15 protein-coding genes are annotated in these 21,112 nt (G+C 61.4%); 6 read left to right on the top strand and 9 right to left on the bottom strand.

What is annotated here, in order from left to right; translation table 11 throughout:
- Nucleotides 1-327: 327 nt before the first annotated feature.
- Together BMY45_RS22590 and BMY45_RS22585 are read right to left on the bottom strand one after the other, a co-directional pair.
- On the bottom strand, nt 328-903 hold the full coding sequence (locus BMY45_RS22590; protein WP_025212689.1) for an ANTAR domain-containing response regulator: 576 nt from the start codon (nt 901-903) through the stop codon (nt 328-330).
- A 14-nt stretch (nt 904-917) separates the two neighbouring features.
- Entirely contained in the window at nt 918-2,129 is a 1,212-nt protein-coding gene (locus BMY45_RS22585; protein WP_092401753.1) for a CmpA/NrtA family ABC transporter substrate-binding protein, read from the bottom strand.
- Nucleotides 2,130-2,367: 238 nt separating this feature from the next.
- On the opposite strand from BMY45_RS22585, the gene BMY45_RS22580 reads away from it, so the two are divergent.
- Nucleotides 2,368-3,402, top strand: coding sequence for a quinone-dependent dihydroorotate dehydrogenase (locus tag BMY45_RS22580; protein ID WP_092401937.1), 1,035 nt, complete (start codon nt 2,368-2,370; stop codon nt 3,400-3,402).
- Between the two features lie 364 nt (nt 3,403-3,766).
- Here BMY45_RS22580 and rmf read toward each other — a convergent pair whose 3' ends face one another.
- Nucleotides 3,767-3,982, bottom strand: a complete 216-nt coding sequence (rmf, locus tag BMY45_RS22575) for a ribosome modulation factor (RefSeq protein WP_003223300.1) — start codon at nt 3,980-3,982, stop codon at nt 3,767-3,769.
- A 531-nt stretch (nt 3,983-4,513) separates the two neighbouring features.
- Between rmf and rlmKL the strand changes: the two genes are divergently transcribed.
- On the top strand, nt 4,514-6,784 hold the full coding sequence (gene rlmKL, locus BMY45_RS22570) for a bifunctional 23S rRNA (guanine(2069)-N(7))-methyltransferase RlmK/23S rRNA (guanine(2445)-N(2))-methyltransferase RlmL (RefSeq protein ID WP_092401751.1): 2,271 nt from the start codon (nt 4,514-4,516) through the stop codon (nt 6,782-6,784).
- A gap of 142 nt (nt 6,785-6,926) precedes the next feature.
- A complete protein-coding gene (locus BMY45_RS22565; protein WP_092401748.1) occupies nt 6,927-9,311 on the top strand; it encodes a sensor domain-containing diguanylate cyclase in 2,385 nt (794 codons plus the stop codon).
- A 137-nt stretch (nt 9,312-9,448) separates the two neighbouring features.
- On the opposite strand, the gene dacB is transcribed toward BMY45_RS22565, so the two are convergent.
- A complete protein-coding gene (gene dacB / locus BMY45_RS22555) occupies nt 9,449-10,915 on the bottom strand; it encodes a D-alanyl-D-alanine carboxypeptidase/D-alanyl-D-alanine endopeptidase (protein WP_092401742.1) in 1,467 nt (488 codons plus the stop codon).
- Nucleotides 10,916-11,146: 231 nt separating this feature from the next.
- Between dacB and BMY45_RS22550 the strand changes: the two genes are divergently transcribed.
- Nucleotides 11,147-11,491, top strand: coding sequence for a YggL family protein (locus tag BMY45_RS22550; RefSeq protein ID WP_047227158.1), 345 nt, complete (start codon nt 11,147-11,149; stop codon nt 11,489-11,491).
- A 117-nt stretch (nt 11,492-11,608) separates the two neighbouring features.
- On the opposite strand, the gene BMY45_RS22545 is transcribed toward BMY45_RS22550, so the two are convergent.
- The gene (locus BMY45_RS22545) at nt 11,609-12,799 is read right to left on the bottom strand and encodes a benzoate/H(+) symporter BenE family transporter (protein WP_092401739.1); all 1,191 of its coding nucleotides are present in this window, start codon (nt 12,797-12,799) and stop codon (nt 11,609-11,611) included.
- Nucleotides 12,800-13,041: 242 nt separating this feature from the next.
- Between BMY45_RS22545 and BMY45_RS22540 the strand changes: the two genes are divergently transcribed.
- Entirely contained in the window at nt 13,042-13,806 is a 765-nt protein-coding gene (locus BMY45_RS22540) for a GntR family transcriptional regulator (protein WP_003183531.1), read from the top strand.
- A 131-nt stretch (nt 13,807-13,937) separates the two neighbouring features.
- Here BMY45_RS22540 and guaD read toward each other — a convergent pair whose 3' ends face one another.
- The 4 genes from guaD to xdhA all read right to left on the bottom strand — a co-directional run bounded on the left by guaD (nt 13,938) and on the right by xdhA (nt 20,068).
- Nucleotides 13,938-15,242 carry a guanine deaminase gene (gene guaD, locus BMY45_RS22535; protein WP_092401736.1) on the bottom strand — a complete coding sequence of 435 codons (1,305 nt, stop codon included), beginning with the start codon at nt 15,240-15,242 and terminating at the stop codon, nt 13,938-13,940.
- 19 nt (nt 15,243-15,261) lie between these two features.
- A complete protein-coding gene (gene xdhC, locus BMY45_RS22530) occupies nt 15,262-16,104 on the bottom strand; it encodes a xanthine dehydrogenase accessory protein XdhC (protein WP_092401733.1) in 843 nt (280 codons plus the stop codon).
- Nucleotides 16,105-16,221: 117 nt separating this feature from the next.
- Nucleotides 16,222-18,621 carry a xanthine dehydrogenase molybdopterin binding subunit gene (gene xdhB, locus BMY45_RS22525; RefSeq protein ID WP_092401730.1) on the bottom strand — a complete coding sequence of 800 codons (2,400 nt, stop codon included), beginning with the start codon at nt 18,619-18,621 and terminating at the stop codon, nt 16,222-16,224.
- On the bottom strand, nt 18,614-20,068 hold the full coding sequence (gene xdhA / locus BMY45_RS22520; protein ID WP_092401727.1) for a xanthine dehydrogenase small subunit: 1,455 nt from the start codon (nt 20,066-20,068) through the stop codon (nt 18,614-18,616). The genes xdhB and xdhA overlap by 8 nt, the downstream gene beginning before the upstream one ends.
- Before the next feature lie 382 nt (nt 20,069-20,450).
- On the opposite strand from xdhA, the gene BMY45_RS22515 reads away from it, so the two are divergent.
- On the top strand, nt 20,451-21,110 hold the full coding sequence (locus BMY45_RS22515) for a GntR family transcriptional regulator (protein ID WP_092401724.1): 660 nt from the start codon (nt 20,451-20,453) through the stop codon (nt 21,108-21,110).
- Nucleotides 21,111-21,112 lie beyond the last annotated feature (2 nt).

The following is a 21,112-nucleotide window of genomic DNA, read 5'->3' as shown; positions in this document are numbered from 1 at the left end:
GGCAAGGCCTATCGCGAGCAAGCTCGCGAAAGCAATCTCATATCCAACATCGATATCGACTGCCCCACCGTCTTCGCGAGCAAGCCCGCTCCCACACTTGATCTGGGGCGTTAGCGAATGCTGCGTTTATCCTAGAGCCCATGTGGGAGCGGGCTTGCTCGCGAAAGCAATCTCATCTCCAACATCGATATCGACTGCCCCACCGTCTTCGCGAGCAAGCCCGCTCCCACACTTGATCTGGGCCGTTCGAGAATGCTGCGTTCACCCTGGAGCCCATGTGGGAGCGAGCCTGCTCGCGATAGCGTCGGGCCAGGCACTGCAAGGCTTTCAGCCGAGCAACTCGTTCATCGCAATGATCTGCTCGGCCACCTGGATCAGCTTCTGCTGGCGGCTCATGGCCTGGCGGCGCATCAGGGTGTAGGCCTGTTCTTCGTTGCATTCTTTCATCTTCATCAGCATGCCCTTGGCCAGTTCGATGCGTTTACGCTCGGCCAGTTGCTGGTCCCGGGCCAGGAGCTGGGCGCGCAGGGCCTGGTCGCTTTCGAAGCGTGCCATGGCCACGTCGAGGATTGGTTGCAGGCGCGCCGCGTGGATGCCTTCGACGATGTAGGCGCTGACGCCCGACTTGATCGCCTGGCGCATGACATCCGGGTCATGTTCGTCGGTAAACATGACGATCGGTCGTGGCTGGTCGCGACTGACCAGCACCACTTGCTCCATCACATCGCGCCCCGGTGACTCGGTATCGATCAGGATTACGTCCGGACGCACCGTTTCGACGCGCGCTGGCAGGTCGATGGTCAATCCTGATTCGTCGATGACTTCGAACCCAGCTTCAATCAGGGCGGCTTTGAGGCGGCCGACTTTTTTCGCGGTGTCGTTGATCAGCAGGATACGTAGCATGGTCGTGGCTCCTGTCAGCGGCTGGCGAAGAGGGGAGCCGCATCGCTCAAGGCGTGCAGTTTGAAGCTTTTGGCATAAGCGGCCGGATCCGAGCCGTCCCAGGTGGTGCCGTCGATCAATTGACTGCTGCGCATGTCCTGGCGGGGGGAGGGGATGTCCAGTGCCGCGCAGGCTTGACGGTATAGCTTGAGCTGCTGGACTTGCTGTGCCACGGCCAGGTAATCCGGGTCTTCACGCAACAGGCCCCAGCGGCGGAACTGGGTCATGAACCACATGCCATCGGACAGGTAGGGCAGGTTCACTTCACCGTTACCGTGGAAGCGCATCGCGTGAGGGTCCTGCCAGCTGTTGCCCAGCCCATCGGCGTAGATCCCCAACAGGCGCGGCTCGATGCAATCCAGCGGCGCATCCAGGTATTCGGGCGCGCTCAATAGTTGTGCGGTGCTGCGGCGGTTCTCGGTGCTTTGTTCAATGAAGCGACTGGCTTGCAGGATCGCCATCACCAGTGCGCGGGCGGTATTGGGGTATTGCTCGACAAATGCACGGGTGCAGCCGAGGACTTTTTCCGGGTGATCGGGCCAGATGGTCTGGGTCGTCGCCAGGGTGAAGCCCAGGTTCTGTTTTACCGCACTGGCGCACCATGGCTCGCCCACGCAGAAGCCGTCGATCCGTCCGGCCTGCAGGTGGGCGATCATTTGCGGCGGCGGCACCACCACGCTGTCAACATCCGACAGCGGATGGATGCCTTGAGCGGCGAGCCAGTAATACAGCCACATGGCGTGGGTGCCAGTGGGGAAGGTCTGGGCGAAGGTCAGTTTCGGGCGAGTTTGGTGCACATGCTGTTCCAGTGCCTCAGGACTGGTCACGCCTTGGGCCTGCAAGCCATGGGAAAGATTGATGCTCTGCCCGTTCTGGTTCAGCCCCATCAACACCGCCATGTCGGTCGGTGCGACCCCGCCGATGCCCAGGTGCACCGCGTAGATCAGGCCATACAGGCTGTGGGCGGCATCGATTTCACCGCTGACCAGCTTGTCCCGCAGGTTGGCCCAGGAAGCTTGGCGCTTGAGGTTCAAAGTCAGCCCGTAAGGCTGGGCGAAGCCCTGGGTAGCGGCCACCACCAGCGGCGCGCAGTCGCTCAAGGCCATGAAGCCAAGATTGATCGCGCTCTTTTCCGGGGCATCGCTGCCGTTGACCCAGGCCAGGGGGTTGGCTGGAATTTCATTCATCGCGCATCACCTTTCCACAAAAAAAGGCGCCGTATCCGGACGTTTGCAAGGCCGGATGACGACGCCGTTGTCCTTCAAATACAGTGTGGCACTCATTCCGTCGTTGGCATGGGTGCCGATGAACGCAAGTGGTGCAAGGCATATGCCATCGCTGCTGTTTTGTGCAGGCGCCTCGCGTGCATCGTCGTTGCCCGGCTATAATCGCCGCCTCATTTCGTCGCCCGAGTCCAAGCCGCCCATGTACACCCTGGCCCGTGAACTGCTGTTCAAACTTTCCCCGGAAACCTCCCACGATCTGTCCCTGGACCTGATCGGCGCGGGTGGACGTTTGGGCCTCAATGGTCTGTTGTGCAAGGCACCCGCTAAATTGCCGGTGAATGTGATGGGGCTTGAGTTCCCCAACCCGGTCGGGCTGGCGGCGGGCCTGGACAAGAATGGCGCGGCCATCGACGGTTTTGCCCAGTTGGGGTTCGGTTTCGTGGAAATCGGCACCGTCACCCCGCGTGCCCAGCCGGGCAACCCCAAGCCACGGATTTTCCGCCTGCCGCAAGCCGAGGCGATCATCAACCGTATGGGCTTTAACAACCTGGGCGTTGACCATTTGCTGGGGCGAGTGGCCGCGGCCAAGTACAAGGGCGTGCTGGGCATCAACATCGGCAAGAACTTCGATACACCGGTGGAGCGCGCGGTCGACGATTATCTGATCTGCCTGGACAAGGTCTACGCCCACGCCAGTTATGTGACCGTCAACGTCAGTTCCCCGAACACGCCGGGGCTGCGCAGCCTGCAATTCGGTGATTCGCTCAAGCAACTGCTGGCCGACCTGGCCCGACGTCGCGCCGAATTGGCGGTGATCCATGGCAAGCATGTACCACTGGCCATCAAGATCGCCCCGGACATGACCGACGAAGAGACCGCGCAGGTAGCCCAGGCCCTGATTGACACCGGAATGGACGCGGTGATTGCCACCAACACGACGTTGGGTCGCGAAGGCGTCGAAGGGGTGGAACACGGTGACGAGGCGGGCGGGCTGTCCGGTGCGCCGGTGCGGGACAAGAGCACCCATACCGTGAAAGTGCTGGCCGCCGAACTGGCCGGACGCTTGCCGATCATCGCGGCGGGCGGCATCACCGAGGGCAAGCATGCTGCCGAGAAAATCAGCGCAGGCGCGAGCCTGGTGCAGATTTATTCGGGCTTTATCTATAAGGGGCCGGCGTTGATTCGTGAGTCGGTGGATGCGATTGCCGCGCTTGGCCAATTTCAACGCGGGTAAGTTCTTAAAGACTGCGCAGACTCACTGTGGCGAGGGAGCTTGCTCCCGCTGGACTCTGTAGGAGCTGCCGCAGGCTGCGATCTTTTGATTTTGATTTTGATCTTGATCTTGATCTTTCGCTCTAGACCCCATTGCCAGAGGAAAGATCGCAGCCTCGTTGCACTCGACAGCTCCTACAGGGCGCAGCCCAGCGGGAGCAAGGGTGTTCACCGCTCGGCTTTTTGCAGTGTTCGCTGAAACCCAGGCATTAAAAAGGGCTCCTCGAAGGAGCCCCCTGGGCCGAAGCCCGGCGTCCGGATGGGACGCGCGTGGTTAAATCGATGTGGGTATCAAATTGTCGAGTTCTTGAGTGTTAAGCCCTGTGTCAGCCGACGGCGTGAAGTTCGTTGAGTCTATGGATACCCGCAGTGCCGGTCATACCGTCCCAGTTGTCGCCGCGTCCTTCTCGCCAGCCATTGATCCAGGCTTGACGTACCGACGGTAGAGTAAAGGGGCAAAGCTCACGGGATTTACCACCAACGCCATATTGGTAACCGCGTAAAAATGCTCTTTCCAACGGATCACGCTTAAGTCTTCTCATAGGGTGTTGCCCTCACTTGTTGACTGTTGCTTCGCGTTGACCTCTATCGAGGCCGGGGCAGAATCATTCTGCCGTTGGTGGCTCGTTGCCGGCGTGACGAGCCGAGGTGTTGACGCCGTTGCGACGTCAACCTGTGTTGAGTTCTAACCAAAGCGTCACATGGATGGAATGATCGTTTTGTCATAAGCACGTAACAATAAAGATGTTAGGGCGATAAGTAACATGATGTTCGTCACCCGCTTTTAGGCAAGACCCCTGTATGATCGGCCCTGCATCGAAGGGTGCAACCGCCAGGCGAATGAGAATGTCCCCCTGTTGCACTCGGGTACTATTCGACGAAAGGGTCGAGTTTTCACAATTTGTTGCACAGAATTTTTTATCTGCCCTCGCCTCTAAGCTCTTTTAACCTGAGCGGCGAGGGCGGGACGGCACACTTTCGTGCCACGCGGGTGCTCTTGAGAAAAGCACCTGATTGAACCCGGCCCGGCAATGCGTTGCCCGGTCCACTTAGCCAAAGGCTCTGGAAATCCCATGTCCGATCGTTTCGAACTCTTCCTCACTTGCCCCAAAGGTCTTGAAGGCCTGCTTATCGAGGAAGCCGTCGGGCTTGGCCTTGAAGAGGCGCGTGAGCACACCTCGGCCGTGCGTGGCATGGCCGACATGGAAACGGCTTACCGCCTGTGCCTGTGGTCGCGCCTGGCCAACCGCGTATTGCTGGTGCTCAAGCGCTTCCCGATGAAAGACGCCGAGGACCTGTATCACGGCGTGCTGGATGTGGAGTGGCAAGACCACATGCTCGCCGATGGCACCCTGGCGGTGGAGTTCAGCGGCCACGGCTCGGGCATCGACAACACCCACTTCGGCGCCTTGAAGGTCAAGGACGCCATTGTCGACAAGCTGCGCACCCCGACAGGCGAGCGGCCATCCATCGACAAGCTCAACCCGGACCTGCGCATTCACCTGCGCCTGGACCGCGGCGAGGCGATCCTTTCTCTGGACCTCTCCGGCCACAGCCTGCACCAGCGCGGCTATCGCTTGCAGCAAGGTGCCGCGCCCCTGAAGGAAAACCTCGCCGCAGCCATCCTGATCCGTGCCGGCTGGCCGCGTATTGCCGCTGAAGGCGGGGCACTGGCCGACCCAATGTGCGGTGTCGGCACTTTCCTGGTGGAAGCCGGCATGATCGCCGCCGACATGGCGCCGAACCTGCGTCGCCAGCAGTGGGGGTTTACCGCCTGGCTCGGCCACGTGCCGGCGTTGTGGAAGAAGCTGCACGAAGAGGCCAGCGCCCGTGCCGCCGCCGGGTTGGCTAAGCCTGCGCTGTGGATTCGCGGCTACGAGGCAGACCCACGCTTGATTCAGCCTGGCCGCAACAACGTCGAGCGTGCCGGCCTGAGCGAGTGGATCAAGATCTATCAAGGTGAAGTCGCCACGTTCGAACCCCGCCCGGACCAGAACCAGAAAGGCCTGGTGATCTGTAACCCGCCGTACGGCGAGCGTCTGGGCGACGAAGCCAGCTTGCTCTATCTCTATCAGAACCTCGGCGAGCGCCTGCGCCAGGCCTGCCTGAACTGGGAGGCCGCAGTGTTCACCGGTGCGCCGGACCTGGGCAAGCGCATGGGTATTCGCAGTCACAAGCAGTATTCGTTCTGGAACGGCGCCTTGCCGTGCAAATTGCTGCTGATCAAGGTCCTGCCGGATCAGTTCGTCACCGGTGAGCGTCGTACCCCGGAACAGCGCCAGGCCGAGCGTGAGCAGGCTGAGTACGAACAGGCGCCCGAGGTGCCGCAAGAGCGCCAGTACAACAAGAACGGCAACCCGATCAAACCGGCCCCGGCCCCAGCACCCGTGGTTGAGCAGGCGCGGTTGAGCGAAGGTGGGCAGATGTTTGCCAATCGCCTGCAAAAGAACCTCAAGCTGCTGAGCAAATGGGCCAAGCGTGAAGGGGTGGACTGCTATCGGGTCTACGATGCCGACATGCCGGAATACTCCATGGCCATCGACCTGTACCACGATTGGGTTCACGTCCAGGAATACGTCGCGCCAAAATCCATTGACCCGGAAAAGGCCTCGGCCCGGCTGTTCGACGCCCTGGCCGCCATCCCCCAGGCACTGAATATCGACAAGAGCCGCGTGGTGATCAAGCGTCGCGAGCGGCAGAGCGGCACCAAGCAGTACGAGCGTCAGAGCGCCCAGGGCAAGTTCACCGAGGTCAACGAAGGCGGCGTGAAGCTGCTGGTCAACCTCACCGACTACCTGGACACCGGGCTGTTTCTCGACCACCGGCCGATGCGCCTGCGGATCCAGAAAGAGGCGGCCGGCAAGCGCTTCCTCAATCTGTTCTGCTACACCGCGACCGCCAGTGTCCACGCCGCCAAGGGCGGTGCGCGCAGCACCACCAGTGTCGACCTGTCGAAAACCTACCTGGACTGGGCGCGGCGCAATCTGTCGCTCAATGGCTTCTCGGACAAGAATCGCCTGGAGCAGGGCGACGTGATGGCTTGGCTCGAAGCCAGTCGTGACGAATACGACCTGATCTTCATCGACCCGCCGACCTTCTCCAACTCCAAGCGCATGGAAGGGGTGTTCGACGTACAGCGCGACCACGTCCAACTGCTGGATTTGGCCATGGCCCGCCTGGCGCCGGGGGGCGTGCTGTACTTCTCCAACAACTTCCGCAAGTTCCAGCTCGAGGACAATCTGGGTGAGCGTTACGCGGTGGAGGAAATCACCGCCAAGACCATCGATCCGGATTTTGCCCGCAACGGCAAGATTCATCGTGCCTGGAAGATCATGGCCCGCTGACCTTTAGTCGATTGGATCCATGAAAGCCTTGAAACTCAAGGCTTTCAGGCGTTTTTGTGCTGGTCAAAGTGATGGCTAATAGCTATAACTTAAGCCTGTGGACAGGGCGGTACCTATGCCTGCCCCTTTCTGAGTTGTATTTATGGCATTGCATCAGGTGCGCCCCAGGATCCTGGGTTTTATCAGCGAAGATGTGTCGGCCTGGCTGGTGGCTTCGCTGGTGCTGCTGGCCGGTGCGTTCCTGACCGGTTTGCTGACCTGGGCGATGGCCAGTCTGTTTGACCAGCAATTGCGCCAGCGCTTTGAACTGCAAGCCGAGGAGCGCTTCAGCCGCATCGTGGAGCGTTTCCAGGACCAGGAGCAACGTCTCGATAGTCTGCGGCGTTTTTTTGCCAATTCGGCCGGGGTTTCCGAGAGGGAATTCCATGGCTATGCCGAAGCCTTATTGCGGCGCACCCAGGCGTTTGCCTGGGCGCCTCGGGTGCTGCGCGACGAACGAGCATCGTTCGAACAACAAGCCCGGACCGAGAAGGGCGATACGTTTTCCATCCGTGAGCCAGACGACTCCGGTGGCCTGCGCCTGGCCGCCGAGCGGGACGAATACGTGCCGGTGCTGTACCTCCAGAGTCAGCCTTCCTTCAAGGCCCCACGGGGTTTGGATCTGCTCGCCCATCCCTTGCGCCGTGCCACCCTTGAGCGCGCTCGCCACCTTGACGCCATGGTGGTATCGCAACCGTTGGACCTGGTGGGTGAGGCTTCCACAACGGTGCGCGGGGTGTTGCTGGTCGCGCCGGTCTCCAGGGCGTGGTCCAGGGAACCGTTCGGTTACGTCGCGGCTGCCGTCAGCATGCGCCAGTTGGTGGGGGATGGCCTGCCGGCGCCCGGTCAGGACAATCTTTCGATGCGGGTCATGGACCTGTCCACGGACGATCGGGAGGAAGTGCTGTTCGAGTCGCTCAATCCACCGGGTGAAAGTGACTTGTCGGCGACCCGCCTGTTGCGCCTGGCCGATCGCGACTATCGGATAGAGCTGCGACCCAGTCGCATGTTCCTGTCCACCAACCCTTCTTCGATGGCAAGCGTGGTGATATTAGGTAGCTTGCTCAGCCTGCTCCTCAGTGCCCTGCTGTATGTGTTGGTCAGCCAGCGACAGCGGGCCCTGCAACTGGTCGAGCAGCGGACCCGAGAGCTGCGCGAGCGTGAGCAGGAGCTGCGGGGCACCCACGGCCAGTTGCGTGGTGTGCTGGATGCCGCGACCCAGGTTGCGATTATCGCCACGGATCTGCGCGGGGTGATCACCACGTTCAATGCGGGTGCCGAACAGATGCTTGGCTACGACAGCGGCGAGGTTCTGCACTGCATGACCCTCGAAAGCCTTCACCTGCCGCGCGAGCTCCAGGCCCGAGCGGTACAGCTTGCTGCGCGTTATGGCAAACCGATTCCCACGTGCCACGCAATGCTGGTCGAGGGCGGCGAACAGGGTGGCCAGCAGGCCCGGGAATGGACCCTGGTGCGCCGCGATGGCAGCCATCTGACCGTGAACATGCTGGCGACACCGATGCTCGATGATCAGGGGCTGTGGGTCGGGCATCTGGCGATCTGCATCGACATCACCGAACGTAAGCGCGTTCATGAGGCCCTGGCCGCCCGAGACCTGTTGCTGAAAAAACTCAGTGCCCACGTGCCTGGGGGCATCTACCAGTTCAAGATGGATTTCAACGGGCGTTTCAGCGTGATTTATGCCAGCGATGGCATTCGCGATATCTATGAACTGGAGCCCGAAACACTGGTGCGCAACGCCGAATCGATTTTCTCGCGTATTCATCCGCTGGACAGCGCGCGCGTGCGCAGATCGATCCGCACTTCGGCCGACACCCTGAGCCCATGGCGCGAGGAGTATCGCCTGCAACTGCCGCAGCGTGGGTTGCGCTGGGTGCGCGGCGAGGCCACGCCAGAGGAACTGCCGGGCGGTGGGGTGTTGTGGCACGGTTATATTTCCGACATTTCCGATCTCAAGCGGGTGGAAGAAGAACTGCGAGCCTTGTCAGTGACCGACGCCCTGACAGGTATTCGCAACCGGCGCTATTTCCAGGAGCGCCTGACCACGGAGATGGCCCGGGTGGAGCGGGGTACCGGGGAGTTGGCGGTCATCATGCTCGACATCGACCACTTCAAGCGCATCAACGATCAGCATGGTCATGCAGTGGGCGATCGGGTGTTGCAGGCGGTTTGCCAGCGCATCACCCAGCGGCTGCGACGCACCGACGTGTTCTGCCGGCTGGGCGGCGAAGAGTTTGTGGTGTTATGCCCGGACACCGACGGCGAAAGCGCCCATGCCTTGGCCGTGGGGTTGTGGGAGGGGTTGCGCAGCGCGCCGATCGAGGACGTGGGGGTCATCACTGCCAGCTTCGGCATCGCGACCTGGCGCGTCGGGGAGGGGGCGGATGCGTTGCTGTTGCGGGCCGACTCAGGGGTCTACGCGGCCAAGCAGGCCGGACGGGATCGGGTTGAGGCGCAGTTGGGGTAGTTACCTGTAAGTGCACTCGGTCACCTGTGGGAGCGGGCTTGCTCGCGAAAGCGGCGCACTGATCAACGCAGATGTTGAATGTGATACCGCCTTCGCGAGCAAGCCCGCTCCCACAGGCGCATGCCTTGTGCCTCGGTTTAGAGCACCGAAGCCGTCTGCGGCAGTTTCGGCTGGCGGTACAGGTCCAGCAGCACCTGATCCAGCACCGACGAAGCGCCCCATGGCCGCGGGTCGTTGAGGATCGCCACCACGGCCCAGGTGTTGCCGTTGATGTCACGGCTGTAGCCCGCGATGGCGCGAACGGTGTTCAGGGTGCCGGTCTTGACGTGGGCTTCGCCGGCCATGGCGGTGGTCTTGAGACGTTTGCGCATGGTGCCGTCGGTGCCGGCGATGGGCATCGAACTGATGAATTCGGCGGAGTACGGGCTGCGCCACGCGGCTTGTAGCATCGCCGCCATTTCCCGGGCACTCACCCTTTCGGCGCGGGACAGGCCGGAGCCGTTCTCCATGACCAGGTGCGGCGCGGTGATACCTTTCCTGGCCAGCCACTGGCGTACCACCCGTTGTGCCGCCTTGGCGTCGTCACCGTCGGCTTCGTTGCGAAATTCTGCGCCCAGGCTCAGGAACAACTGCTGGGCCATGGTGTTGTTACTGTATTTGTTGATGTCGCGAATGATCTCCGCCAGGTCCGGCGAGAATGCCCGGGCCAGCACTTTGGCGCTTTTCGGGGTCGCCGCCAGACGGTCCTTGCCCTGGATGCTGCCGCCCAGTTCCTTCCAGATCGCCCGCACCGCTCCGGCGGTGTAGGTGGGGTGGTCCAGCAGCGCCAGGTAAGTCTGGGAACTGCAACCGTCACCGAGCTGGCCGCCGACGGTCACGGTGACGCTGCCGTCCGCCTGGGGCACCGGGTTGTAGCGCACGCCACCGGTGCATTGCTTGGAGTTGAGTGCCTTGACCTGGTTTTCGATGCGAATGCTGGCAATCGGCGGCTCCACCGACACCAGTACCCGGCCAGCGTCATTGCGGGCGACAAAACGCAGGGCCTTGAGGTTGACCAGCAGGGAATCGGGCTTGACCAGGAACGGTTTGTTTTTGTCGTTGCCGTCGTCGTTGAATTCAGGCAACTGCGGCTTGACGAAGAAACCGCGGTCCAGCACCAGGTCACCGGTCACCTGTTGCACGCCATTGGCCCGCAGGTCGCGCATCAGCAACCAGAGCTTTTCCATGTTCAACTTGGGATCGCCGCCGCCCTTGAGGTACAGGTTGCCGTTGAGAATCCCGCCGCTGAGAGTGCCGTCGGTGTAGAACTCGGTTTTCCACTGGTGATTGGGCCCCAGCATCTCCAGGGCGGCATAGGTGGTCACCAGTTTCATGGTGGAGGCCGGGTTTACCGAGACGTCGGCGTTGTACAGGGTCGGGGTGCCAGGGCCGTTGAGCGGGATCATCACCAGGGACAAGGCGTTGTTTTGCAGCTTGCTGTTCTTGAGGGCCTTTTGCACATTGGGCGTCAGGGCCGTGTTGATGGTGGTGGCGCTGGTGGATGCGGGCAGGGCCAGGGGAAGAAGAAGGCTGGCCAAAAGCAGTGGACGCAAAGATCTGATCATTTGAAATAAAACCCTACGGGCGAGGGGAAAAAAACGAGGACATGAAAATGAACGCCCTCAACGTCATGAAAGTGTCGGCATTATGCCCCAAGGTGTAGCGGCTTGTGCCGTGCCTGAGCCCTTTGGGGCGCTATTTTTTACCGACGGTAGGCCCTCACACCCGATCAGGCGGGCAAAGGGTGCTCCAAACTGGTAGAGTGCCGGCCGTTATTACTTATGAGGATTGTTCCAATGGCGACTAACCGTTCCCAGCGTCTGCGCAAAAAACTGTGCGTGGATGAATTTCAAGAGCTGGGTTTCGAACTGAACCTGGATTTCAAAGAAGATCTGGCCGATGAGGCCGTTGACGCTTTCCTCGACGCTTTCCTGAAAGAAGCCATGGAAGCCAATGGTCTGGGCTATGTTGGCGGCGACGACTACGGTCTGGTTTGCCTGCAGAAGCGTGGCTCGGTGTCCGAAGAGCAGCGTGCGGCCGTTGAAGCCTGGCTCAAGGCGCGTCCTGAGCTGACCAGCGTTGAAGTCAGCCCGCTGATGGACGTCTGGTACCCGGAAAAGCCGATCAATCCGGTCGCTTGATGGTTTGAGCCGGCAGCCCGTTCCTCGGGTTGCCGGTCAAAAAGATCGCAGCCTTCGGCAGCTCCTACATTGGAATGCGTACATCCTGTAGGAGCTGCCGAAGGCTGCGATCTTTTTTTAGGCGTTGCGCCAGTTCAGGATCAGCAAGGTCAACACCCCCGCCACAATCCCCCAGAACGCCGAACCGATGGAAAACAGCGTCAACCCCGATGCCGTGACCATAAAGGTGATCAGTGCCGCTTCCCGTTCCCGGGCTTCGCTCATGGCGATGCTCAAGCCATTGATGATTGAGCCGAACAGCGCCAACGCCGCGATGGACAGCACCAGTTCCTTGGGCAGCGCCGCAAACAATGCCGCCAGTGTCGCGCCGAACACCCCGGCAAGCCCGTAGAAAATCCCGCACCAGACCGCCGCCGTGTAGCGCTTATTACGATCCTCATGGGCGTGGGGCCCGGTGCAGATGGCCGCGCTGATGGCCGCCAGGTTAATGCCGTGGGAGCCGAACGGCGCCAGCAGCAGCGAGGCGATGCCGGTGCTGGTGATCAGCGGCGAGGCCGGCACGTTGTAACCGTCTGCCCGCAGCACCGCGATGCCCGGCATGTTTTGCGAAGTCATCGCCACCACGAACAGTGGGATGCCGATGCTGATGGTGGCCGCCAGGGAGAAGTGCGGCGTGGTCCATACCGGCGTGGCGACTTCCAGGGTAAAGCCGCTGAAGTCCAGCAGCCCCATCAAGCCTGACAGTGCCGTACCGATCAGCAACGCAGCCAGCACCGCGTAGCGCGGCGACAGGCGCTTGACGATCAGGTAGGTGAAAAACATCCCCAGCACCAGGCCGGTTCGATGCTGGGCAGCGACGAAAATCTCGCTGCCGATCTTGAACAGGATCCCCGCCAGCAATGCCGCCGCCAGCGAGGCCGGAATGCGCTTGACCAGGCGCTCGAAGCTGCCGGTCAGGCCACAGATCGTCACCAGCACCGCGCAGGTGATGTAGGCACCGATGGCCTCGCCATAACTGACCCCGCCCAGACTGGTGATCAGCAGCGCCGCGCCGGGCGTCGACCAGGCGATGGTGATCGGTGTGCGATACCGCAACGACAGGCCAATGGAGCACACGGCCATGCCGATGGAAATCGCCCATATCCACGAAGAAATCTGCCCGCTGGTCAGCCCTGCCGCCTGTCCGGCCTGGAACATCAACACGAGCGAACTGGTGTAGCCGGTCATCATCGCGATGAAACCGGCGACGATCGCTGATGGCGATGTATCGGCCAGCGGACGAAGTGGCGTGGTCGTGACTTCGGTCATGGTGGGCGGTGGTCCTTGTTGTAAATTGCAGAAGGGCGGGGGGCCACAGATTTGGGGTTTAAGCCTAAACTCAACCTCGTTGCCGATTGCAATACAGCCACGTCCGCAAACAGCCGTACAGTCGTGTTGCCATCAGAGGTTGTGTACAATCGCCGTATTATTTACGTGATACTTGCCAGCGACCCGCTGAGGCGTATTACAGTCACGGTCAATTCGCCGCAGTTCTCCCGACTCGAGTGCCCATGAACGAACAGTTGCAACCCCTCAAGAAACAACCGCGAGCAGGCAAAGCCGGTCGCAGCGGAACCCAGGACGATATTGTCTATGCGCATATTTTCGAGGCCATCCTCGAACAGCGCCTGGCGCCCGGTACAAAGTTGAGCGAAGAGGCGTTGGGAGAGATTTTCGGGGTCAGCCGCACCATCATTCGCCGTGCGCTGTCGCGTCTGGCCCACGAAGGTGTGGTGCTGTTGCGGCCCAATCGTGGCGCCGTGGTGGCCAGTCCGAGTGTCGAAGAGGCCCGCCAGGTATTCATGGCCCGGCGTCTGGTGGAGCGGGCAATCACCGAGCTGGCGGTGCAGCACGCCACCGCCGAACAGCTTGCCGAGCTGCGGCAGATGGTCAGCGACGAGCGCGACAGTTTTTCCCGTGGTGACCGTGGCGCCGGCATCCGTCTGTCAGGCGAGTTCCACCTCAAGCTGGCCGAGGCGGCGAAGAACGCCCCGCTGATCAGCTTCCAGCGCAGCCTGGTGTCCCAGACCTCGCTGATCATCGCCCAGTATGAAAGCGGCAACCGCTCCCACTGTTCCTACGACGAACACACCCAATTGATCGACGCCATCGAGGCCCGCGATGCCACCCTGGCGGTGGACCTGATGATGCATCACATGGACCACATCGACAGCAAGCTCAACCTCGACGAAGAAAGCGCATCGGATGATTTGCATGCGGTGTTTTCGCATTTGTTGCAGAGCAAGAAGCCAGGGCGGTCGACGGCCAAGCTTTGATGGGTTGAATCAGGCGTACCGAGTTGCCTTCATCGCGAGCAGGCTCGCTCCCACAGTGGATTTGTGTCAGTCACATAACCCCTGTGGGAGCGAGCCTGCTCGCGATTGGCGGTCTGACAGACGCTAGAAATCTAGCGCTGATGCACCAATCGGCCAGCCGCATAAGTCTGCGCCACCGTCCGGTCATCCCCCAGCGTCATCAACACAAACAACCGCTCGGCAATGTCCCGGGCCTGTTGCAGGCGATAGCTCAGCAGCGGTGTGGCGTTGTAGTCCAACACCAGAAAGTCTGCATCGCTACCCGGCTGTAAAGTCCCGATCCGGTCTTCCAGGCGCAAGGCCCGGGCGCCGCCAAGAGTGGCCAGGTACAGCGACTTGAACGGGCTCAGGCGGGCGCCCTGCAACTGCATTACCTTGTAGGCTTCGTTCAGGGTTTGCAGCAACGAAAAACTGGTGCCGCCCCCCACATCCGTACCCAATCCCACGTTCACTTTGTGCTTCTCGGCCATTGGCAGGTTGAACAGGCCGCTGCCGAGGAAAAAGTTCGAGGTCGGGCAGAACGCGATGGCCGAACCGGTCTGTGCCAGGCGCGCGCATTCGTCGTCACACAGGTGCACGCCGTGGGCGAACACCGAACGCTCGCCCAGCAGTTGGTAGTGGTCGTAGACGTCCAGATAACCTTTGCGCTCTGGAAACAGTTCCTTGACCCATTGCACTTCCTGCAGGTTCTCACTGATGTGCGTCTGCATGTACAGGTCGGGATGTTCCCCCAGCAACTGACCCGCCAGGGCCAGTTGTTCCGGCGTGCTGGTCGGCGCAAAACGCGGGGTCACGGCGTAATGCAGGCGGCCCTTGCCATGCCAGCGCTCAATCAGCGCTTTGCTTTCGGTATAGCTGGATTCGGCGGTGTCGGTCAGGTAGTCCGGGGCGTTGCGATCCATCATCACTTTGCCGGCGATCATCCGCAGGTCGAGTTGCTCGGCCACCTCGAAAAACGAATTGACCGATTGCGGATGCACACTGCCGAACACCAGCGCGGTGGTGGTGCCATTGCGCAGCAGCTCCTTGACGAAAATATCGGCGACGGCGTCGGCATGGGCTTTGTCGGCGAACTGACTTTCACAGGGGAAGGTGTAGGTGTTGAGCCAGTCCAGCAATTGCTCGCCGTAAGCCCCGACCATGCCGGTCTGCGGCAGGTGGATGTGGGTGTCGATGAAGCCGGGCGTGATCAGCGCGTCCTGGTAATGAGTGATCTCGATGTCGGCCGCCAGGGTCGGCAGCAACTCGCTGGCGTGGCCGATGGCGCTGATCTGGCCGTTTTCCACCACCAGCAGGCCGTCTGCAAAATATTCATAGGACGCTTCAATGCCGACTTCGGCAGGGTCGGCGAGGCTGTGGAGCAGGGCGGCGCGGTAGGCTTTACGTGTCAGGGGCATGGGAATACTCAACGATTGTTCAACGGTTCGCCTGGCTGCGGCGCGAGGCCGGCAGCAGCTTGGCAATCGGTTCGGCGCGCGTGGTGTGCTGGCCGAAATCCGCGTTATAGGTGGCGATGATTTCACCGGCGATGGAAATGGCGATCTCCACAGGCAATTTGCCTTTGACCTCGCCGATGCCCATCGGGCAGCGCATGCGTTGCAAGGTGCTGCTGTCGAAGCCGCGATCACGCAGGCGATGTTCGAACTTGACCCGTTTGGTTTTCGAACCGATCAGGCCGAAGTAGGCGAAGTCGTTGCGCTTGAGGATCGCGGCACTCAGTTCCAGGTCGAGCTGATGGTTATGGGTCATGACGATGCAGTAGCTGCCGGCGGGCAGTTCGTCGATTTCATCCAGCGGCTCTTCACTGACGATCTTGCGCACGCCGTGGGGCAGGTGTTCGGGAAACTCCGCTGCCCGTGAGTCGATCCAGCGCACCTTGCAGGGCAGGCTCGCCAGCAGCGGCACCAGGGCGCGGCCGACATGGCCGGCGCCGAATACGGCAATCTGCGCCTGGACCTGGCCCATGGGTTCGAACAGCAGCACGGTCACGCCGCCGCAGCACTGGCCCAGGCTGGCGCCGAGGCTGAAGCGCTCCAGATGGGTGTTTTGCTGGCCGCTGGCGAGCATCTGCCGGGCGAGCTCCATGGCTTTGTATTCCAGGTGCCCACCGCCGATGGTGTCGAATGTCTGGCTGGCGCTGATCACCATCTTCGAACCGGCATTGCGCGGAGTCGAGCCGAGTTCTTCGATGATCGTCACCAGCACGCAGGGTTCACCGCGATCTTGCAGGTCGGCGAGGGCGCTGATCCAGTTGTACATATTTCACCTCGACATCTGTGTTGTCTGTTCAGGCCTCATCGCGAGCAGGCTCGCTCCCACATTTGGATCGCGGTCCCCTGTGGGAGCGGGCTTGCTCGCGAAGGCCGCGCCGCGGTCTTAGAGCGAAGCCAACTCGGTTTCAACTTCGACGGTCTTGGCCACCTTCAATGCCCGCATCTGCTCACACCCCCACAACACCCGCTCCGGGGTCGCCGGCGCATCGATTTTTGGCTGGTGCTGGTAAGCCCCCAGGCTCGCCACGGCGTCCTTGATGGCGCACCACGCGGCGATGCCGAGCATGAACGGTGGCTCACCCACGGCTTTGGAGTGGAACACGGTGTCTTCAGGGTTCTTGCGGTTTTCCACCAGCTTGACCCGCAGATCCAGCGGCATGTCGGCCACCGCTGGAATCTTGTAGCTGGCCGGGCCGCAGGTCTGTAGCTTGCCTTTGTCGTTCCATACCAGCTCTTCCATGGTCAGCCAGCCCATGCCCTGGATGAAACCGCCCTCGACCTGGCCGATGTCGATGGCCGGGTTCAGCGAGGCGCCGACGTCGTGGAGGATGTCGGTGCGCAGCATCTTGTATTCGCCGGTCAGGGTGTCGACGATCACCTCGGCGCACGCCGCGCCATAGGCGTAGTAGTAGAACGGCCGGCCCCGGGCCTGGCTGCGGTCGTAATAGATTTTCGGGGTCTTGTAGAAACCGGTGCTCGACAGCGAGACTTGAGCGAAATACGCCTGCTGGACCAGCGCCTCGAACGTCAGAATGTGATCGCGCACCCGCACATGGCCGTTGTGGAACGCCACATCTTCTTCGCTGACCTTGTACTGCCGCGCAGCGAACTCCACCAGGCGCTGCTTGATGGTTTCGGCGGCATTCTGCGCAGCCTTGCCATTGAGGTCGGCACCGCTGGAGGCGGCGGTGGGTGAGGTGTTCGGCACCTTGTCGGTGTTGGTTGCAGTGATCTGCACCCGGTCCATTTCCACCTGGAACACCTCGGCCACCACTTGCGCGACTTTGGTGTTCAAACCCTGGCCCATTTCCGTGCCGCCATGGTTCAGGTGGATGCTGCCGTCGGTATAGACGTGAATCAGCGCCCCGGCCTGGTTGAGAAAACTGGCGGTGAACGAAATACCAAATTTCACCGGGGTCAGCGCCAGGCCTTTTTTCAGCACAGGGCTGTTGGCGTTGTAGCGGCGGATCGCTTCGCGGCGCTCGGCATACTGGCTGCTTTGCTCAAGTTCAGCGGTCATCTCTTCGAGCATGTTGTGCTCGACGGTCTGGTAGTAGTGGGTGACGTTGCGCTCGGTCTTGCCGTAGTAGTTGGCCTTGCGCACCGCCAGTGGGTCGAGCCCCAGATGGCGGGCGATGGCGTCCATCACCTCTTCGATGGCGACCATGCCTTGCGGCCCGCCGAAGCCACGGTAAGCAGTGTTCGACGCGGTGTTGGTCTTGCAGCGATGGCCGTTGATGGTCGCGTCGCCCAGGTAATAGGCGTTGTCGGCATGGAACATCGCCCGGTCGACAATCGAGGCCGACAGGTCCGGTGAGCACCCGCAGTTGCCGGCCAGCTCCAGGGCAATGCCGTGCAGGCGCCCGGTGCTGTCGAAGCCGACGTCGTATTCGATGTAGAAAGGGTGGCGCTTGCCAGTCATCAGCATGTCTTCGACCCGGGGCAGGCGCATCTTGGTCGGCTGGCCGGTGAGGTGGGCGATGACCGCGCACAGGCACGCCGGGCTGGCGGCCTGGGTTTCCTTGCCACCAAAGCCGCCGCCCATGCGGCGCATGTCCACCACGACTTTGTTCATCGAAACGTCCAGCACTTCGGCTACCAGTTTCTGTACTTCGGTGGGGTTCTGCGTGGAGCAGTAGACGATCATGCCGCCGTCTTCGGTGGGCATCACCGAGGAAATCTGGGTTTCCAGGTAAAAATGTTCCTGGCCGCCAATGTGCAGCGAGCCCTGGATGCGATGCTCGGCACTGGCCAGTGCCGCCGCCGAATCACCGCGCTGGTGGGTGTGGCTATCCAGCACGAAATGCCGCTTGCGCAGGGCCTCGACCACGTCCAGCACCGGTTCCAGGTCTTCGTATTCGATGATGGCCGCCATCGCGGCCTTGCGCGCGGTTTCCAGGTCCCTGGCGGCAACCGCCAGCACCGGTTGGCCGACGAACTGCACATCATCGATGGCCAGCAGCGGATCGCCGGGCAGCAGCGGGCCGATGTCCTTGAGACCCGGCACGTCTTCATGGGTGATGGCGATGCGCACGCCTTCGAAGGCGTAGCAAGGCGCGGTGTCGATGCGGATGATCCGCGCGTGGGCGCGGTCCGACAGCCGGGCGTAAACGTGCAACTGGTTCGGGAATTCCAGGCGATCGTCGATGTACTGGGCCTCGCCAGACACGTGCTTGGCGGCGCTGTCATGCTTGACGCTGCGACCCACGCCGGTGGTCAGGTCGCGGGCGAACAGTTCGGCCAGCTCGGCTTGAGTTTTCTCTACGGCGTGATGGTTAGACATAAGCGGTCACCCGAGTCTCGATGTGCGGCGTTTGCAGTTCGATGAAATATTTTCGCAGCAGGTTGCGCGCGCTGAGCAGGCGGTATTCCTTGCTGGCGCGGAAGTCCGACAGCGGTGTGAAGTCCTCGGCCAGGGCGGCGCAAGCCCGTTCGACTGTGCTGTCGTTCCACGGAGCACCGATCAACGCGGCTTCACAATGCTTGGCACGCTTGGGTGTCGCAGCCATGCCGCCGAAGGCCACCCGGGCGTCCTGGACCACGCCATGCTCGATACGCAGGTTGAACGCCGCGCACACAGCGGAAATGTCATCGTCCAGGCGCTTGGAAACCTTGTAGGCGCGGAACGCCTGCTCAGCGCTGGCCCGGGGCACGATGATTTTCTCGATGAATTCGCTTTCCTGGCGGGCGGTGACCCGGTAATCGATGAAATAGTCTTCCAGTGCCAGGGTGCGGCGAGTCTGGCCCTTGCACAGTACGAGCTGCGCGCCGAGGGCGATCAGCAAGGGCGGCGAGTCGCCAATCGGCGAGGCGTTGCCGATGTTGCCGCCCAAAGTGCCCTGGTTGCGGATTTGCAGCGAGGCAAAACGCTGCAGCAGTTCACCGAAGTCCGGGTACTCGGCATTCAAGGCTTCGTAGCAGTCGGAGAGCGCGGTGGCGGCGCCGATCTCCAGGCGATCGTCGAAACGCTCGATACGCTTTAGCTCAGCGACGTTGCCGACGTAGATCATCACCGGCAGGGTGCGATGGAACTGGGTGACTTCCAGGGCCAGGTCCGTGCCGCCCGCCAGCAGGCGCGCCTGGGGATACGCGTCGTAGAGGTCGGCCAGGTCGGCCACGGTCAGCGGCACCAGACAGCGTTTGTCGCCGCTGTTGAGCTCACCAGTGTCAGTCGGTGCGATGGCCTTGAGGCGAGTGATAGTTTCGGCTTCGCGGGCGTCGAACTGGTCCGCTTGCCTGGTGCAGCAGACCTGCTCGGCGGCTGCCAGAATCGGCCGGTAGCCAGTGCAGCGGCACAGATTGCCGGCCAAGGCTTCGTGGGCCTTATGGGCGTCGGGCTGTTCGCTGTTCTTTTGCAGGGCGAACAGGGACATCACGAAGCCCGGTGTGCAGAAGCCGCATTGCGAACCGTGGCAATCGACCATCGCCTGTTGGACGCAGTGCAACTGGCCTTGGTGTTTGAGGTCTTCGACACTGATCAGTTGCTTGCCGTGCAGGGACGAGACGAAGGTCAGGCACGAATTGAGGCTGCGATAACGAATGCGTTCACGGCCGTCCTCGTCGGTCTGCAACTCACCTACCACCACGGTGCACGCACCACAGTCGCCGCTGGCGCAGCCTTCTTTGGTACCGGATTTGCCGACGTGTTCGCGCAAATAGTTGAGCACGGTCAGGTTCGGGTCCAGGGCGTGCTCGCTACGGAGTTCCTGGTTGAGTAAAAACTGGATCACGGAAGGCCTCGCAGACTCATTATTGTTGTATCGACTTGGGCTGAATTTATCAGGTCTGACTTTGCGGTCAACGATTTTCTGACTTAAAGGTCAAGAAAATACGTTTAGTCGATGAACAACGATCTAGGAACACTGTAGAACCCTGTGGGAGCCGAGCTTGCTCGCGATGACGGCGGTACATTCAGTATGGATGCAAGCTGACAGACCGCTATCGCGAGCAAGCTCGGCTCCCACAAGTTCTTCCACAGATTCTGTTTCAGGATGAGGGCTCAAACTTTTTTGCTTTTATCGTGCCAAAAACCCGCTGCAGGCCCTGCGCCATGACGTATCGAGTGCGCTACACTGCGCCGCTTGTGCAAATCGAAGAGTTTGAAGGACAACCATGACGTTCAAGGCCCCGGACAGCCTCGCTGAGCAAATCGCCCATCACCTGGCCGAGCGCATCATCCGTGGCGAAATGAAGCCGGGCGAGCGCATCCAGGAGCAGAAGGTCACGCTGGCGCTCAACGTGAGTCGCGGCTCGGTCCGTGAAGCGTTGCTGATACTGGAGCGCCGGCATCTGATCGCGATCCTGCCGCGCCGTGGCGCACACGTCACCGAGCTGAGCGAACACAAGGTGCGCAGCCTCTGTGCGCTGATGAGCGAGCTGTACATCCTGTTGGGCAATGCGGTTGCTCATGGCTGGCAGGAGCAGGCCGACATGGCGCCGTTCCTCGAGATCCAGCAGCGCCTACAGGACGCCTTCGCGCGTCAGGACATCCGCACCTTCGTCGATGAAAGTTTCAGCGTGATGCGCGCCGCGTATCCCTTCGCCAACAACCCATACCTGCAGGAAACCGTCGAGAACCTGCAACCGGCCATGAGCCGCGCCTATTTCCTGGCTCTGGAACAGCGCAAGGCCGAGATGAGCGAATTTCTCGACCTGTTCCAGCGCCTGCTGAACGCCGTGCTGGCCCGTGATTTGCCGCAGATCCGCATCGTGCTGACGGCCTACGCCCAGCGCAGTTGCGATCTGGTGGTTTCTGCCCTGACGGCGGCCTGAAC

The organism is Pseudomonas sp. NFACC39-1 (assembly GCF_900110355.1).
GTDB lineage: Bacteria > Pseudomonadota > Gammaproteobacteria > Pseudomonadales > Pseudomonadaceae > Aquipseudomonas > Aquipseudomonas tehranensis.
This window is presented reverse-complemented; position numbering and strand designations above follow the sequence as displayed.

Bases quoted from the DNA above. Each gene is read 5' to 3' on its own strand.
- BMY45_RS22590 (WP_025212689.1), bottom strand. From the start codon at position 903: ATGCTACGTATCCTGCTGATCAACGACACCGCGAAAAAAGTCGGCCGC.
- BMY45_RS22585 (WP_092401753.1), bottom strand. From the start codon at position 2,129: ATGAATGAAATTCCAGCCAACCCCCTGGCCTGGGTCAACGGCAGCGAT.
- BMY45_RS22580 (WP_092401937.1), top strand. From the start codon at position 2,368: ATGTACACCCTGGCCCGTGAACTGCTGTTCAAACTTTCCCCGGAAACC.
- rmf (WP_003223300.1), bottom strand. From the start codon at position 3,982: ATGAGAAGACTTAAGCGTGATCCGTTGGAAAGAGCATTTTTACGCGGT.
- rlmKL (WP_092401751.1), top strand. From the start codon at position 4,514: ATGTCCGATCGTTTCGAACTCTTCCTCACTTGCCCCAAAGGTCTTGAA.
- BMY45_RS22565 (WP_092401748.1), top strand. From the start codon at position 6,927: ATGGCATTGCATCAGGTGCGCCCCAGGATCCTGGGTTTTATCAGCGAA.
- dacB (WP_092401742.1), bottom strand. From the start codon at position 10,915: ATGATCAGATCTTTGCGTCCACTGCTTTTGGCCAGCCTTCTTCTTCCC.
- BMY45_RS22550 (WP_047227158.1), top strand. From the start codon at position 11,147: ATGGCGACTAACCGTTCCCAGCGTCTGCGCAAAAAACTGTGCGTGGAT.
- BMY45_RS22545 (WP_092401739.1), bottom strand. From the start codon at position 12,799: ATGACCGAAGTCACGACCACGCCACTTCGTCCGCTGGCCGATACATCG.
- BMY45_RS22540 (WP_003183531.1), top strand. From the start codon at position 13,042: ATGAACGAACAGTTGCAACCCCTCAAGAAACAACCGCGAGCAGGCAAA.
- guaD (WP_092401736.1), bottom strand. From the start codon at position 15,242: ATGCCCCTGACACGTAAAGCCTACCGCGCCGCCCTGCTCCACAGCCTC.
- xdhC (WP_092401733.1), bottom strand. From the start codon at position 16,104: ATGTACAACTGGATCAGCGCCCTCGCCGACCTGCAAGATCGCGGTGAA.
- xdhB (WP_092401730.1), bottom strand. From the start codon at position 18,621: ATGTCTAACCATCACGCCGTAGAGAAAACTCAAGCCGAGCTGGCCGAA.
- BMY45_RS22515 (WP_092401724.1), top strand. From the start codon at position 20,451: ATGACGTTCAAGGCCCCGGACAGCCTCGCTGAGCAAATCGCCCATCAC.